Origin of the sequence: Blastopirellula marina DSM 3645 (assembly GCF_000153105.1) — a bacterium.
In the GTDB taxonomy this organism is placed as follows: domain Bacteria; phylum Planctomycetota; class Planctomycetia; order Pirellulales; family Pirellulaceae; genus Blastopirellula; species Blastopirellula marina.
Genome location: NZ_AANZ01000002.1, coordinates 161,143 through 177,205 on the forward strand (window position 1 = coordinate 161,143; position 16,063 = coordinate 177,205).

12 protein-coding genes are annotated in these 16,063 nt (G+C 58.1%); 4 read left to right on the plus strand and 8 right to left on the minus strand.

Features of this window, described 5'->3' with window-relative positions; genetic code table 11:
• Window positions 1–32: 32 nt before the first annotated feature.
• The 7 genes from DSM3645_RS00700 to DSM3645_RS00730 form a co-directional block, all read right to left on the minus strand.
• The gene (locus DSM3645_RS00700) at window positions 33–617 is read right to left on the minus strand and encodes a histidine phosphatase family protein (protein WP_002650041.1); all 585 of its coding nucleotides are present in this window, start codon (window positions 615–617) and stop codon (window positions 33–35) included.
• Window positions 618–639: 22 nt separating this feature from the next.
• Window positions 640–1,329, minus strand: coding sequence for a ribulose-phosphate 3-epimerase (gene rpe, locus DSM3645_RS00705; protein WP_050769271.1), 690 nt, complete (start codon window positions 1,327–1,329; stop codon window positions 640–642).
• A 473-nt stretch (window positions 1,330–1,802) separates the two neighbouring features.
• Window positions 1,803–3,197, minus strand: coding sequence for an IS4 family transposase (locus DSM3645_RS00710; protein WP_002650043.1), 1,395 nt, complete (start codon window positions 3,195–3,197; stop codon window positions 1,803–1,805).
• Between the two features lie 224 nt (window positions 3,198–3,421).
• On the minus strand, window positions 3,422–5,074 hold the full coding sequence (locus DSM3645_RS00715) for a hypothetical protein (RefSeq protein WP_131282070.1): 1,653 nt from the start codon (window positions 5,072–5,074) through the stop codon (window positions 3,422–3,424).
• A complete protein-coding gene (locus tag DSM3645_RS00720; protein WP_002650045.1) occupies window positions 5,061–6,527 on the minus strand; it encodes a serine/threonine-protein kinase in 1,467 nt (488 codons plus the stop codon). The genes DSM3645_RS00715 and DSM3645_RS00720 overlap by 14 nt, the downstream gene beginning before the upstream one ends.
• On the minus strand, window positions 6,524–7,126 hold the full coding sequence (locus DSM3645_RS00725; RefSeq protein WP_002650046.1) for an RNA polymerase sigma factor: 603 nt from the start codon (window positions 7,124–7,126) through the stop codon (window positions 6,524–6,526). Before DSM3645_RS00725 ends, DSM3645_RS00720 begins: the two co-directional genes overlap by 4 nt.
• Before the next feature lie 509 nt (window positions 7,127–7,635).
• Window positions 7,636–8,355 carry a lipoate--protein ligase family protein gene (locus DSM3645_RS00730; RefSeq protein WP_002650047.1) on the minus strand — a complete coding sequence of 240 codons (720 nt, stop codon included), beginning with the start codon at window positions 8,353–8,355 and terminating at the stop codon, window positions 7,636–7,638.
• Window positions 8,356–8,540: 185 nt separating this feature from the next.
• Here DSM3645_RS00730 and argS point away from each other — a divergent pair, with 185 nt between their 5' ends.
• Together argS and DSM3645_RS00740 are read left to right on the plus strand one after the other, a co-directional pair.
• A complete protein-coding gene (gene argS, locus DSM3645_RS00735; RefSeq protein ID WP_002650048.1) occupies window positions 8,541–10,505 on the plus strand; it encodes an arginine--tRNA ligase in 1,965 nt (654 codons plus the stop codon).
• 5 nt (window positions 10,506–10,510) lie between these two features.
• Window positions 10,511–11,419 carry a DNA-methyltransferase gene (locus DSM3645_RS00740; RefSeq protein ID WP_002650049.1) on the plus strand — a complete coding sequence of 303 codons (909 nt, stop codon included), beginning with the start codon at window positions 10,511–10,513 and terminating at the stop codon, window positions 11,417–11,419.
• Window positions 11,420–11,507: 88 nt separating this feature from the next.
• Here DSM3645_RS00740 and DSM3645_RS00745 read toward each other — a convergent pair whose 3' ends face one another.
• A complete protein-coding gene (locus DSM3645_RS00745; protein ID WP_002650050.1) occupies window positions 11,508–12,473 on the minus strand; it encodes a c-type cytochrome domain-containing protein in 966 nt (321 codons plus the stop codon).
• A gap of 375 nt (window positions 12,474–12,848) precedes the next feature.
• On the opposite strand from DSM3645_RS00745, the gene DSM3645_RS00750 reads away from it, so the two are divergent.
• Together DSM3645_RS00750 and DSM3645_RS00755 are read left to right on the plus strand one after the other, a co-directional pair.
• Complete coding sequence (locus DSM3645_RS00750) at window positions 12,849–14,216, plus strand: arylsulfatase B (RefSeq protein WP_002650051.1); 1,368 nt, start codon at window positions 12,849–12,851, stop codon at window positions 14,214–14,216.
• Window positions 14,217–14,436: 220 nt separating this feature from the next.
• Complete coding sequence (locus DSM3645_RS00755) at window positions 14,437–15,690, plus strand: serine hydroxymethyltransferase (protein ID WP_002650052.1); 1,254 nt, start codon at window positions 14,437–14,439, stop codon at window positions 15,688–15,690.
• Window positions 15,691–16,063 lie beyond the last annotated feature (373 nt).

Here is a 16,063-nt window from a genome sequence, read left to right on the forward strand (position 1 = left end):
CCGCCGTCATTGGCGGTTCGTTCTATCTTAATCTAACGAAGAGCAGGCTGCGGGGCGATCTCGATCAGTTCCCAACCACCGCAGTTACCTTCTTCGGCTTTCCACAGGTCGCCGATCACATGATGCAGCAGTTCGCAGCGAATCACCGAGGCGATCGGCTCCGGCGTCACGATGGCTGCGACCTTGGTGGAGTTTTGGTACTTCTTGCAAATCTTCTCGAGAGCACTCCGTACGCGGGTCCGTGCGTCCGCTAGCATCTCCCCCTCAGGCGGGCAAATGCTGTCGGGGTTCTCTTGCCACTGACGGTAAACCTTGGGTTGGTTTTGTTTGACCTCAGTGATCAGTTTGCCTTGCCAGAGACCCGCGTCCAAGTTGCGAAACTTATCGATTCGCTTGACTTTGGCCATGTGGATCTTGGCGATAATTTCCGCCGCTTGCTGTGCAGGCTGACATGGACCGCAGTAGACGACGTCGATCGATAGATCGGCCATCTCGTGCGCCGCATGTTGGACCTGTTCGACCCCACGGTCGCTCAGCGGAACGTTTAATACGCCGCGAATACGGCCTTGTAAGTCGTAATCGGTACAGCCGGGGCGAATGAGCGCTACGCGCAACATAAAAAAGCTACACCTATGCAGTTCAGGAGGCGGCGGCCGCGGCCGAGTTCAGCTCGCGGACAGCCGTGACGTAGTCTGGTTTGCCGAAAATGGCCGACCCGACTACTAACAAGTCTGCGCCCGCTTCCGTGCAGCGCCCAATAGTATCCAAATTCACGCCGCCGTCGATCTCAATCAGTAGGTCCGGCGCTAACCGGCGTACTTCTCGAATTTTGTCGAGGGCGACTGGGTTGAACTTCTGTCCGCCAAAACCGGCGTTGACGCTCATCATCAAAGCGAGGTCCGCCTCGGGAAGCGCGTCCACAATCGTCTCAAGCGGAGTGTCGGGGTTAATCGCCACTCCGGCTCCAGCGCCTAGCGATTTGATCTCACGCAAGATGCTAGCGACGTCATCGACAGCTTCCGCGTGAATCGTCATCACGTCGGCGCCCGCTTCATGGAATTGTCGGATGTAGTCCTGCGGCTTCTCGATCATCAAATGGACGTCGAGCGGCAGATCGGTCAATTTTCGGAACGCGGCGACAATCGGCATCCCGTAGCTGATGTTTGGGACAAATATGCCGTCCATCACATCCAGATGCAGTGCTTTCACGCCGGCAGCTAGCAAACGCTCCACCTCACGCTCTAAGTTGGCGAAGTCGCACAACAGCAGCGATGGCAAAATAACAGGCGCAGCTTCACGAAGCTGAGCAAGGTGATCACGACGTGACATAGAGTTAGAAGCTAGTGCGTCAGGATGATGTTTGTAATCTTCATTCGCCGTAAATGACGAAACCGGTGCGTAGGCGAGGACGCTCGTAAAGAAGTGAGGGCCAGCCCAATCGGGCCGAGGGAATTAAAAGCCTACGTTACTACGGGATATTTCCAGTTCGGGCAATTGTATCAACGGGCCTAGTGAGAGTCAGCACCCAAGCTGGGCCATTGACGTAACCCGCAACAGCGCAATGAGTTAAAACGCGCAATTTATCCAGAATATTGGCCCCAATGGGGGTCAGCGCGAAAAATCTCACCGTTAATGTCGCTGAAGACGCGGAGAGCGCTTTCCTGCTAGCTGACCCATTTTGATTTTCCAACGACAGAAAGAAGGGGGACTGAGGCCTCGCGTTTTTTCGGGCGAAATGAGGTGAGACATGGCGCGGCCCACATCAACCGCACGGCGTTAGCCCAATGCCGCTTACTTTGTGGCTATTCAGGGGGTGGCGGGTCAGGTGATTTTGTTTTTTTGCGGAGTGACTTTTGAAACTTCGTCGTCTTTGCGCGGCGAGGATGGGCGACGCGAGGGTAGCTGCGCGGCGACTTGCGATTGGGGAGTCTTCGCTTCGACGCGCTGACCAAGGCTTTCGTAAATGCCTTGCTCCACTGTTCGAATGTTTCGCATGACCTGCCCAGCAGTTGGACTTGAAAGCTCACCCAGACTCCGGTGAAGCTCAGTCGTCGCGGCTCGACTCGGGCCAGCTTCGCGGCGCCGCGACGAAGTTGCGACACCAAGTTGTACGCAATTACGGAACCCATCAACTCTTTCATTACCATCTCGACGCTTTTGGCGCGCAGGTTCTCCGTATCCATTGTCACCTTTAAATCGCGAATATCGAATTCAATGTCGTAACGCCGACGGTAAAGCTCCGCCAAGCACAACGCGTCGAAGCTCATTGACGTCACCAGCGCCAACGTCGCCCCGTCTTCCAGTTCGACTTCGTGCAGAAATACATCCAAGGAAGCGTCCGCTGGCAAGTCGGGATTGGTGTTGCGTTCCTTGGCCGAGGGACGCCAGGTCAAGCGGCAGCTCTTATAGCCTTCGCCTTGATCGATGAGCTCGGCTTTCTTGCGATGCGCTTTTAACCGTAGCATCGACAGACGAAACAGAAAATCGTGCCCGGCGGCTCGCGTGTGATGGGCCACGCTGAAGATCCCGAAACAGCTGTCCGCTAAAACGATACTGCGACTGGGCAGGTCGCCGACAATCTCGCGTGCTTGCTTGGCCTCGCTGGAATTGTTCGGGCCGTACATGGGATCGATCTTGGGAACTAAGATGCAGCCGGTTTGCATCTCGGCGGCCACCATCAGCATCGCGACTGGCCAAACCGTTTCGCCAAGCTGGTTGGTCGCCGGCGGAAACGCCTTCTTCAGAACAGGCGTTGGCGGTAGCGTGATCGTGGTCCCGTCGATGATGAACACGCGTCGATCATCGAAAACAGGCTCGACGGTCCGTCCGAGATGATCGCAAACGCATCGCGAGAACCTTTCGATCGCATCCAGCGGCAGGCGTTTGCGTGCGGCGCTAAACGAGGAGGTGTTCTCCCCCAACGTGCCTTCATGGACCCGCTTATTGTCAGGAAATAGATCGGCTTGATGCTCGACCGCTTCCGAGACGACCGTTTGCAGCGATGCGCCGCCGCGAAGTCGTTGCAAAATCAACAGCCAAATGGTGACGGCCTGGGTGTAGACCATCTTGGTGTTAGGTCGATCATCAAAATCAACGATCGCCTCGATTTGCGGAACGCGCAGAATCTCACTGAGCAAAGTTCTGGCGGCGACAAACTGCTCTTCGGGCGAATCAGGCAGGCTGGGAGGTGCAATCATGACTTGCCGCCATTGTGACAGAGAAATCAAATCTCTCAACTTGGCGCAAATCTCGTACCCAAACCAAATCGCGGCTAGGATTTCGTCAAAGTAAGCGGCATTGGGCGTTAGCCGCGGTTTCTGACAGGAACACTTTGCCGACGGAAAAGTTAGAGTCAAAAAACCGCGGCTAACGCCGTGCGGCTGATTTCGGGGAAGAAGCCGAAACGAAAGGCGGCTAGGTTCTAGCGCGCCGGAAACTCCAACCCCGCGGCCTGCTTCTCCAGCAGTTGCAGTTGCAAGTCAATGATCTCGTCCTGCGCGTTCTCACGCGCTTCATACTGATCGCGCAACTTCTTGATCCGCGATTCAATCTCTTTCGCTTGCTTGTCGCGCTGCTTCATGTCAGCGCTGAAGATCTCCGTCAACACACGCTTCAGTTCTTCCCGCGCCGTCGCTTTCTCCTCGTCGGTCTTGGCCTGCTTAAGCTTCGCGATCGCCTTCAACTTCTTTTGTTCGGTGAGGGGATTGAAGGTTGCAGAGAAGGCTTGGATAGAGATCGGCGGCATCGGTTGGTACGTCGGCGACTGCCCGGGCGCCGTGGGTACGGGTTGCCACGGCGACGGTACGTGTGCGGTCGGCGGTAGCCCATTGGCATATGGCGCTGGGTAAGGCCGCGCGCCCACCGACCAAGTTGGCCCTGCCGGCATCGCGTTTGTGGTTAGGGCAGGCGCTGCGCCAGTGGCCGGAGTCGAATAGCTGCCGCTGGTCGGTCGAGTACCGGCACTTGGCGTTTCGGGCGCCCACCTCACTGATTGTCCTGCGGGATTAGGAATCGAAAAATTGGGACTCGCCGTCGCTGGTATTGTTCTTGGAGCGAAGTAGATATTCTGAGTACGATTTGGCTCCCTAGGCACATCCACAAGCGGCGGATCCGACGCCATGCCGAGACCGCCAGTTGTTTGCGGCGGTGTGGCGACGTTACGAGGATACGGCGTAGGGCGCGGATAAGCTTGAACGGAATCAGCCATCGTCGCGACAGCCGGCAGTGGTTCGCCTAGCGGGACCAAGCCCTGCAAGAGGAAGCGAAACTTCTTGCCGCGCAGCTCGTCGATTTTTTCCTGCAGCTTCGTCGCATCGAACTTCGCCGGTTGATTGGAATAGCCGGGTCCCGGACCAGGCAGAACTTCCAACGTCACCAAATTGATCCCCCCGGCCGGCGATTCCGAGATCATCTTGCGAATCGCAAAGTAGCGGCCCGGCGAATAGACGCCGACCGATTCTTTGGTGATGCCGGATCCTTCGGCGTACAGCGTGATCGCTCGATTCCCTTTGTTATGCAAAAGCCATTCATCGGGATACGAGTTCGCTTCGAGCGGAACTTGGATGGTTGCGCCTTCTGCTGCAGCTATCGACGAATCGGTCGCTTTTCGTTTCGGGAACAGACCGTTGAGCGCGAAATGATATCCTTCGCCGCGCAACGAGTCGATGATCGCCTGATCCGATTTAGCTGTTTCAACGAGATTATCCGGGCCGGGGTTGAGTTCTAGCTCGACAAGGTGGATTCGATTCTGCGGCGATTCCGCTTTTGCGGCACGCAGCGTAAAAGGAACATGGAACGCGTAGTCTTCGTTCGTCCCCGTAGCCTCAATCGTGATTTGGGAGTTTCCTACGTTTTCGCGCAGCCAAGCCAGGAGATATTCATTGGCGTCCAGCGGCACTTGCACGATAGGCCTTCTGTCCACCGCATTCGGCGTCGCAGGCTCTGCGCTTACCTCTTTCGAGATCGGCGAATCACTCGGATTCTCATCGCCAGAGACATAGCGCACCACACCAACAGATGCGAATGAAACTAACAGCACCATCCCCACACAAGCAGTCAACTTACTCTTGAGCATTCGTCGGTTCCTTCAAGTCAGCTTCTGGGAAAGGGGTCACTTCCAATGTGATCAATTCGTACTGCAATCGGTCTAGGTCCGCTTGCTGCGGGCCTTCCAGCGATTGCAGTCGGGCTTGGATTGATTCGACGCTTTGGGTACTCGCCGGCGGCATTGCGATCGGCGTTGGCGGTTCCTGCTTTGGCGCGGAAGTCATCCAGACATAACCCACCCCGGCCAGCAGCGCCGTTTCGCACAAGCCGATCGCGGCGATCCACCATGTGCGGTTCGACTTGCCGCGGCGTGATAGTCGCAGCTTTCCTTGCTGCAAGTCCGACAGTACGCGTTCTAGTTTCTTTTGCAGTTCCAGCGCCGTCGCAAAGCGGCGCTCTGGCTGCTTCTCCAGCAGGCGGTCGATGATGTCCGACAGCTCATCCGGGATCTCGGCGTTCGACTCCCACGCGGGGCGATGCGGGTCGTGACACGTTCGTTTGAGCACCGCCATCGGGCGTTCGGCCCGAAACGGCGGGTGGCCGGTCGCCATGAAGTAGAGGACCGAGCCGAGGCTGAACAGATCGGACCGTTGATCGAGCGCTCGCCCGTCGGCTTGTTCTGGCGACATGTAGTGCGGCGTGCCTGACACGATGCCGGTGTAGGTCAAGCTGGCGTCGTCCGATGCGCGGGCTAGGCCAAAGTCGGTTAGATAGGCGCGGTCGACGTCGTTCTCGAGCAAGATGTTGGCTGGTTTCACGTCGCGATGAACCAAGCCTTGCGCATGTGCGGCGGCCAGGCCCGATGCCGACTGCACGCCGATCCGTAAGATTTCGGAGACGCTTAATGGTCCGCCGCGATCGACGCGAGCCTGTAGCGACTCGCCGGGGATGTATTGCATCACCAAAAAGGGATTCGCGTGATTCGACTCGACGTTGTGGATCGAGACGACATGCTCATGCACCACGGCGGCGGCGGCTCGGGCTTCGCGGGCAAAACGTTGCCGCGCGGCGCCGATCCGCGATAAATGAGGCGCGAGCAGTTTGATCGCGACAGGACGGTTCAGCTCGGTATCAAAACCTTTTAGCACGATCCCCATGCCGCCGACGCCGATGATTCGCTCGACCTCGTAGCGGCCGAGTCGACCCAGCATCTCGGGATGCGACGGCGCGGTGAGCATCTGCTTGACCATCGTCTCATCGATGCTGCGCCGCTGGGCGAAGATGGTTTCGGTCGAGCGATAGCGATAGAACTGTCCCGTGTCGGGCTGATCATCGGCGATCGGCGTCAGCAGTTCGCGCTGCGTTTGCCAATGGTCATGATCACCGGAGAGTTCGGTCAGGCGATCTCGGCACGCGGCGCAGCTTTCGACATGAGCGGCGGCCTGTTGAAACTCGGGCGACGCTTCGTCCCCGTCCAACAGTAGATAGAGACGCTGGTCAGCGCACCGTTCCTCCGGCAAGTGGGAAGAGCCGATCGTCATCGAGCTTGCTCCTCAAGGGTTTGAATGGTTTCGCGGATTCGCTTGGTGATCCGGCTCCGCGCGATGTAGACGCTGCCGACGCTCAGGCCGAACTCGGCGGCGACTTGGGCGATCGGCTGATTATCGATGCTGGTCATCCAAAAGAGTCGCCACTGCCGCTCGCTGACTTTCAGTCGAACCTGTTCGGCGGCCCAGCGAAATAGTTCGCGGCGATATTCAAGCGAAAATAGTTGCGTCGATTCGCCGTGAGGATCGGGATGCTGAGCCAAGAGGCCGGCGATCTGGCTATCGCCTGATCCGAGGCGCTGATGTTTGGGACGCGTCATAAAGTTGATCGCCAGATTTTGCGCGATCCGAAACAGCCAGGCCCGGAAGGTTCCGCGATCTTCGGTTTCGACCCAGCGCCCAACTGCTTTGGCGACCGCCGTCAGTACTTCCTGGACAAAATCCTCGGCGTCGGCCTGTTGAAAGCCTTTGCTGCGAGCCAACCGAAACAGGAGCGGCTCATAAATCTCGACAAATGCGTCCCATGCTTCCACATCGTCCGCCTGGGGCAACCGGCGGATCAGCGTTTCGCGCGTATCGGGATGAGGAGGCAAAGGTTTAGGTCGCTTCGTGCGTGACTAGAAAACCAGGGGCAGGCGATTGCCCTTCTATGGTAAGACACGCGAGGGGTGGAGATCTTTCGGTGGCGGCGAAAGATTTTTGGAAGCGGAATGCGGAAAGCGGGGGAGGCGGAATGGAACAGGGACGGGGCAATGCTTAGCATCCTATTGGTTCGCACAGCCTCGATCGTTGTTGATTGACAAAGCGCACGGGATCATGGTCGATTTCAGATGGAAGAGGTACGCGCAGACCGCTAAAGTGCGTCGACTCAACCGCGTGAACAACGGATTGCAAATTTTTTTCGGTCCGGTCCGGTCCAACTAATAAAGCCGTAGGTTAGGCCGCGGCTTGACGTCCACTAGCCTACCCAATTTAACTCGCAGGCAATCTAGGCAATTTGACAGAAAAAATTCAACGCGGTCCGGTCCAACCCTCGCGCGATCGAACCGCCAAGCGTTCCGAAAAAAACAAAGGAGTCCGGTCCAGTCCAACCACCCCAGAGCTACCGCATCGCGTTCCACTCGTCGGTTCCGTATTTTTCGGCGGCTAGATCGGCGGTCCGTTTTTCCGGCCACTCGGGCAGCGGCTTGTCCGCTGCCCAGGTTTCGATCAGCGAGTTGCGCAGTTGGTCGCGGGTAATCGGCAGGTTGGTGACAAATTGCGTGTGATCGCGCTGCTGCCGATAGTCGGGCGTACGCGGCGGATGGTTCAAGCAATCGGCGATCATTTCCAGCGGAAAATCATACAGCAGCGTGCCGTGATAGAGCACATGATCACGTTTGACCCGCAGGCTGTTGCCGCTGAACTTTTGGTTGTTCCAGGTCAGATCGCAGGTTCCCTGAAAGGTGACTCCTGCAACATGCGGCGCCAGCGCGGCCAACATCTTTTCCATCACATAGCGGTGACAAAGATCGATGGCCCGCAGGTCTTCGCGATTGGCCAGGTCCAGCGTGATCGCGTACATCAAACAGCCGGGCCCGGCGACGATCGCCGCGCCTCCGCTGGTGCGGCGGAAGACCGGCACGCCGCGCTGCTGACAGACCGTCAAGTTGACCTCGTCGGCGATCCTCGAAGCGCGGCCAATCACGGCCAACGGCGATTGCGGCTCCCACAGGCGCAGGACGTCGCCCGAAAGCTCGCCGGCCTCGGTCGCTTCGAGCAGCGCCTCGTCGAGGGCCAGGTTTTCGGCAGGCGTGGGGAGCGTCAAATCGAACAAATACATCGGCGGCGTGTCACAAAATACAAGGAGTACGAACCTGTTGAGTTTTGCCGCTCAGCCGATCAGCGCCCAGGGGCGGTCTCGTCTTCCGTGGCCTCCGTGTTCTATTCCTCCCTTGTAAAAAGGAAGCAATCCTTTGAAAATGGCTGTTTGCGCTCCCGTTTTTTGGCCCTAACTCCTTACGCCGCATGAACATTCTGCAAGCCCTGCGGGGCCGATTTGACGCTGTTTTGTCCACGATGGTCGACGAAACGGCGCCGCTGCTCGAGATGATTCGGCCGGCCTCGGACACCAAATTTGGCGACTACCAGGCCAACTGCGCCATGCCGCTGAAGAAAAAATTGGGCCGCGAGTCGCGTGAGATCGCCGCCGAGATCGTCGAGAAGATCGATCTGTCGGACATGTGCGAACCGCTGGAGATCGCTGGGCCCGGCTTTATCAATATCAAGCTGAAGGATGCGTGGATCGAAGCGCAGCTGGCCGCCGCAGTCACCGACGAGCGAATCGGCGTGCCGTTGGTCGCCGAGCCGAAGAAGTACATCCTCGACTTCTCGTCCCCCAACGTCGCCAAACCGATGCACGTCGGACACATCCGCTCGACGGTGATCGGCGACTCGCTGGCCAACACGCTGCGGTTTTTGGGGCATGAAGTGATCACCGACAATCACCTGGGAGACTGGGGAACGCAGTTCGGCATGATCATCTACGGCTTCAAGCATTTCCGCGACAACGACGCCTACGCCGAGAGTCCGGTCGCCGAACTCTCGCGGCTCTATCGCGAAGTGCGGAAGATCATCGATTTTGTCGACGGTCAAAAAGCGTTGCCGGCGCGCAAAGCGAAGCTCTCGGAGATGTCGGCCGAACTGGAAGAACGCAAAGCAGCGCCGTCGACCGGCGACAAAGGGGCCGACAAGAAAGCGGCCAAAGAGCTGCAGAAGCTGGAGCGTCAAGCGAATGAAGCGAGCAAAGAGCTGACCAAGGACCAGGCGAAACTGGCCGAGCTGGCCGCCGATCCAGAGTTCGCCAAGCTCGCCGCCGAACATGCCGACATCAGCAGCGCCGTCTTAAACGAGACCGCCAAGCTGCATGCCGGCGACGAAGAGAATCTCGCTCTCTGGCACGAATTTCTGCCGAAGTGTCGCGAAGACATCCAGCGGATTTATGAGCGGCTAAACGTGAAGTTCGATCATGAGTTGGGCGAAAGCTTTTATCATGATCAGCTCGCTCCGGTCGTCGACAGCTTTATCGAACAAGGGTTCGCCAAAGAGTCGGAAGGTGCGCTCTGCGTTTTCCTGGAAGGCTTTAAAGCGCCGATGATCATTCGCAAAAAGGATGGCGCGTTTCTCTACGCGACCACCGACCTGGCGACGATCCAATATCGGATGAACGAATGGCGGCCTGACGCGATCCTCTACGTGGTCGACTTCCGCCAAGGGGACCACTTTGAAAAGCTGTTCGCCGCGGCGAAGAAGTGGGGCTATACCGATGTTGAGCTAAAGCACGTTAGCTTTGGCACCGTGATGGGCGAAGATGGCAAACCGTACAAGACCCGCTCTGGCGATACGGTAGGGCTAGAGGGTTTGCTGGACGAGGCCGTGTCGCGGGCAGAGAAGATCGTCCGCTCGAACGACAAAGACGGACTGCTGAGCGACGAGCAATACAAAGACGTGGCGCAAGACGTCGGCATCGGCGGTTTGAAATATGGCGACCTGTCGCAAAACCGCGAGACCGATTACGTCTTTAGCTACGACACGATGCTCGCGCTGCGCGGCAATACGGCGACCTACATGCAGTACGCGTACGCCCGCTCGCAGAGCATCTTCCGCAATGGGGAAATCGACATCGCGGCGCTGCGATCCAGCGGCGCCAAGATTTGCATCACCTCGCCGGCCGAGCGAGCGCTGGCGACCAAGGTGTTGCGGTTGCCCGAAGCGCTGCAAGAGATGGTCGCCGACTATCGCCCGAATCAGTTGACGATCTACCTGTTTGAAGAGCTGGCGAAAGCCTATTCGACCTTCTTTGAGCAATGCCCGGTGCTGAAGGCCGAGACCGCTGAGCAAAAGCAAAGCCGGCTGCTCCTTTGCGATTTAACGGCCCGAGTGATACAACAGGGTCTCGCTTTGCTAGGAATCTCGACCGTCGACAAAATGTGAGCCGCATGCCGCGAAAGGACTCGCCGAAACGAGGGAAACTCTCTCCGCCGCCGCTGGACACGATCCATAGCGGCGACGCGACGGTGGTGCTGGCCGACTGGCCGGACGAGTTCATTGATGTCGTCGTCACGAGTCCCCCTTACTTTCAGCAGCGTGACTATCAAGGGGAAGATCAAATCGGCTTGGAGAAAACTCCGGCCGAGTATATCGACCGTCTGGTGGCGCTGTTCGCCCAAGTACGCCGCACGCTCAAGCCGACCGGTTCGATCTGGGTCGTGCTGGGTGACAAGTATGTCAGCGGCGAACTGCTCGGCATGCCGTGGCGCTTTGCGCTCGCCATGAAGGACGCCGGCTGGATCTTACGCAGCGACGTGATCTGGCAAAAGCCGAACGCGATGCCGTCGAGTGTCAAGACGCGACCGACCACCGATCACGAGTACGTCTTCTTCTTTAGCAAGAGCAAAGACTACTATTACGACGCCGACGCGATCCGCGAGCCGCATGTCACCTTTAGCGAGAACAGCCGCATGAAGGGAGGCCGTCGCCATTTTCATCAGCGCGGCGGCACGCCGGAAGCGGGTAAGAACGGGGGCTCCTCAAACCTACATGACGCTCGCTGGGATCAGGCGTTCCATCCGCAAGGACGCAACAAGCGCACGGTCTGGTCGATCTCGCTCTCGAAATTCCGCGAAGCCCATTTCGCCGTCTTCCCCGAGAAGCTGGTCGAGACTTGCTTGCTGGCGACTTGCCCCGCAGAAGGCGTCGCGCTCGATCCCTTTATGGGCAGCGGAACCGTCGGCGTGGTAGCGCGCAAGTTAGGCCGGCATTATCTGGGTGTAGATCAGTCGGCGGAGTACTGCGAGATGGCCCGCAAACGGCTTGAGCAGGATGTCGAGCGGGTGCTGTTTACCTAGTGCCGCAAGCTTCGACCGAGGATTTTGTGGACGGGCTGCTCGATCGCAGCAATGCGAACTCCATATCGCCAGCCAAGCCGTTAGGCGGTTAGTCTTGCTTAGCGACCGGCTGCGTTGCGTCTACCGCGTGCACAGGCTCCGTTTCGACTGGAGGCTGATCGGCGAGAAATAGTCGCTCGTATTCCTTCGCGTAGTGTCCTTCGCCGTAGGTGAGCTCGCCCCCTTGGAAACCGACGAAGGAGGCGCCCACGGCCAGGACGCAACAACCCGCAAACCACACGAGCTTGCGACGGAAGCTCTCTTTTTTGATGGCCGAGTGAGCGATAGGCACAAGTGCAAGAGAAAACAGGGTTACGCCGATTCCCAGCCAGCGGTGCCGATCGATTCCGCTGGATGGATCTAGCGAAAAGGGATCGACGTAGCCTTGATCGGTCGCGTAGGCCCAGCCCATCAGGCAGGCCGGAATTGCGGTAAGCGCACCGACCCACAAACAATGGAACGCCGCCGATTCTAGCGGCTTGCCTGCGAAAAAGGATAAAGCGAGAAAGGCCATCGAAATGGATAGCAGCGCAATCGGAAAATGAGTCGAAGCTGGATGAAACAATCCTTGGAACAACCAGATTTTGGCCGCCATGCTCAGCGGCGGCGCTTCCTCAGGCGCTTGGGCTGCAGAGCCCGGCGCTGCGGTGGACTCGACCCATTCGTAATTCGCACCTTCCTCGATCCACAGCTTCATGATCGCCAGATCGGCGGTCGGTAATCCGCCATCGCCCTCATGCGCGGGAGGCGGCATCATCATCGAAGTATCCTCGGTCGCCAAGTAATCGGTCCACAGCGAACTCGACTCCAAATCGCCCGGCTCGACATAAAAGCTCATCGAGAGCGCATCATCCACCCGAAAGTCATTTTTGGCCTTCTCGGGACCATGGCATTTGAGACATTGAGATTCCAAGATCGGTTGGACGTCGCGACCAAAGTCCACAATCGTTTGGGCGCAAGCGGCGGCCGAAATGAGTTGGCTAAGCAGGACGCCAAGCAGTATACGAAAGTGCATATCGCTTCCTGGAATTCAAATGGCTGACGCAACGAACAAGGTAGGGGGGGAGCGTTTGAAGTTGCGTCGGTAGGGTAGGCGACTTCTAACTTAGCCCATCTCGTTTCGAATTGAAACAGCTTTTGTAGACTTTGCTCGTTAAATTCGCTTACGGGCGCAGAACGAACCATAGTCCGATTGAGCTTGGTCATTTTTTGCATAAATCACTTACTCAAGTCGGTGCATCTCGGCTCACAATGCGGGGAAGTTACCCGATAGCGGCGAGCGATTCGCAGGCCGAGCTTGCTGGAGATTCGCCGCGCAGCATCCAATCTACGAGCCTGTTAGATTGCAGCTATTACTTTCTCTCTCATTCTACCCCCTGCGTAGATCGCCATGCCTGCTATTCGTTCTCTGATTCTCACCATCGCACTGACTCTCGCTTCGGTCGCGACCACCTTCGCGACCGATGCTCCCCGGCCGAATATCGTTTTTCTTCTGGCCGATGATCTTGGCGGCGCCGATGTCAGCTGGCGCGGCAGCCCGATTAAGACGCCGCAGTTAGACGCATTGGCCAACTCCGGCGCCAAGCTCGAGCAATTTTACGTGCAGCCGGTTTGTTCGCCCACACGATCGGCGCTGCTGACTGGACGCTATCCAATGCGGTACGGATTGCAGGTGGGAGTCGTTCGCCCTTGGGCCGACTACGGATTGCCGCTGGATGAGAGGACCTTGGCCGAGGCGCTGCAAGACGCAGGCTACGAAACGGCGATCGTCGGCAAATGGCACTTGGGTCATGTCTCCCCCGCCTATCTGCCGATGGCGCGCGGCTTCGATCATCAATATGGACACTACAACGGGGCGCTTGACTACTTCACCCATGACCGCGACGGCGGGCACGATTGGCACAAAGACGATCACGTCAATCGAGACGAAGGTTATGCGACCCACCTGATCGCTCAAGAAGCGGTGCGTGTGATTCAAGATCGTGACAAAAAGAAGCCTCTCTTTTTGTACGTGCCGTTCAACGCGGTGCACTCACCGCTGCAAGTGCCGGAAAGCTACGCGGCCCCCTACGGCGACATGAAAAAACGGCGTCAGGCCTACGCCGGCATGGTCGCCGCTTTGGATGAAGCGGTTGGCCAGATCGTTGACGAGATCCAGCGGCAAGAGATGCTCGATAACACGCTCTTCATTTTCTCCAGCGACAACGGCGGACCAGAGCCCGGCAAGCTGACCGATAACGGACCGCTGCGCGGCGGCAAGCATACGCTGTACGAAGGAGGCGTCCGCGTCTGTGCGTTCGCATCTTGGAAAGGGAGGATCGCCCCCGGCTCGAAAGTCGAAGCGCCGCTGCATATCGTCGACTGGTATCCGACTTTGATTGAGCTGGCCGGCGGTTCGCTGCAACAAGCCAAGCCGCTCGATGGTCGCAACATCTGGCCATCGATCACTACAGGCGAACCTTCGCCGCACGACGTGATCGTCTGCAACATCACGCCGACCGAAGGCGCGATCCGCGTTGGTGATTGGAAGCTGGTCGTCCACAACATCGGCAAGCCAAGAGAAAAGGTCGAGCTGTTCAATCTGAGCGACGACCTGGCCGAGCAACAGAATCGGGCGACCACCAATGCCAAAATGCTGCGGAAGCTACGAAACCGCTTTGACCAACTCGCATCGGAAGCGGCCCCTGCCAAAAACGCCGGTCCGCAGCCGAAAGATTATCAAGCGCCGGCGATCTGGGGCGAAAGAGCCCACCCCTGAAGTAACCACTCGTAGCGTCACACGCCGTCATTAGACATTGTGCCCGGCTCTATCCCGTCTGTTCCCCTCGACTTTCGCATTGACTGTCCCGCAATGCCCGCCTGCCGGGCGATTGACGCATCGGCCTGGCCCCCCGACAATGATGGATTCTTCGGCCGCCCGCTAGGACGCTCAGGCCGGTCGCGACTATTCTGCTTCGCCCCGCTAACTTCGGAACGCCATGAATTTCATTAAGCAAAATGACCCGTCGGTTTGGGAAGCGATCGCTCATGAGCAGCGCCGTCAGGCGGACGGGCTCGAGTTAATCGCGTCAGAAAACTACACCAGCGCCGCGATTCAACAAGCGGCCGGATCGGTGCTGACTAACAAATACGCCGAAGGTTACCCCGGTCGGCGTTACTATGGCGGCTGCGAGTATGTCGACGTCGTCGAGCAAATCGCGATCGACCGCGCCAAAGAACTGTTTGGCGCCGAGCATGCCAATGTGCAGCCGCACGCCGGATCGCAGGCCAACTTCGCCGTCTATCTGACCGCGGTCAATCCCGGCGATACGATCCTGGGCTTGGACCTGGCGCACGGCGGACACCTGACGCACGGCATGAAGCTGAACGTCTCGGGGCAGCTCTACAACTTTGTCAGCTACGGGGTCGATCGCGAAACGCAGCGGCTCGACTTCGATCAGATCGTCAAACTGGCTCGCGAGCACAAGCCGAAACTGATCGTCGCCGGCGCCAGCGCCTATCCGCGTGAGATCCCGCACGAGAAGTTCGCCGAGATCGCCGCCGAAGTCGGCGCCAAGCTGTTTGTCGACATGGCCCACTACGCCGGTCTGGTCGCAGGCGGCATGCACAACAGCCCAGTGCCGTACGCCGATTTTGTCACCACCACGACGCACAAGACGCTCCGCGGCCCGCGCAGCGGTTTGATCCTCTGCAAAGAGGAGCACGCGAAGCTCATCAATCGCAACGTCTTCCCCGGCACGCAAGGTGGTCCGCTGATGCACATCGTCGCCGCCAAAGCGATCTGTTTTGGCGAAGCGCTGCAGCCGTCGTTCAAGGAGTACGCCAAGCAGGTGGTCGCGAACGCCAAGACGTTGGCCGACACGTTGATGGCCGGCGGAGTTCGCCTGATGACCGGCGGCACCGAGAACCACTTGATGTTGATGGACGTCACGTCGGTCGGTACGACCGGCGCGATCGCCGAAGCGGTTCTCGATCACTGCGGCATCACGGTCAACAAGAACATGATCCCGTTCGACGAACGGAAACCGATGGACCCCAGCGGCATCCGCATCGGCTCGCCCGCGCTGACGACCCGCGGCATGAAAGAAGCCGAAATGAAGCAGGTCGGCGAGTGGATCCTGCAGGCGTTGAAAGCCCCCGAAGATCAAAAGACGCACGTCGCGATCCGAACCGAAGTGCTGGAACTGTGCAAGAATTTCGCCGTTCCGGCGGCGCCGGTTGAGATGAGCTAGGGCTCTCTTCCAACGAAACGCAGCGAATGAGCAGAGCCCCGTGAAGGGGCTCTTTTTTATGGAGAGACAGACCGGCGACTCCCTTAATCTTCGTAGCCTGCTGCGCGAAGCAATCGCAAAAGCCGTCTTCGCCGTTTCTCACCATTCCCCCTAAGATGCCTCATTTTCTTGCGCATTTTGCGAAATCCTGCTTGCCATTAGGGTCGAACAAGAGCCGTATCGATAAATAAATCGGTGGTGGCCGCGACACTTTCATCGCGTCAGAAAGAACGTACCGGTCGTTGAACGACTTAAACGCACGTTTTTCCCGAAACAAGGGTACGTTCTTGTCTATTCATGCGGATTTGCGGTCTCGGTGGGAATCATCAAGACT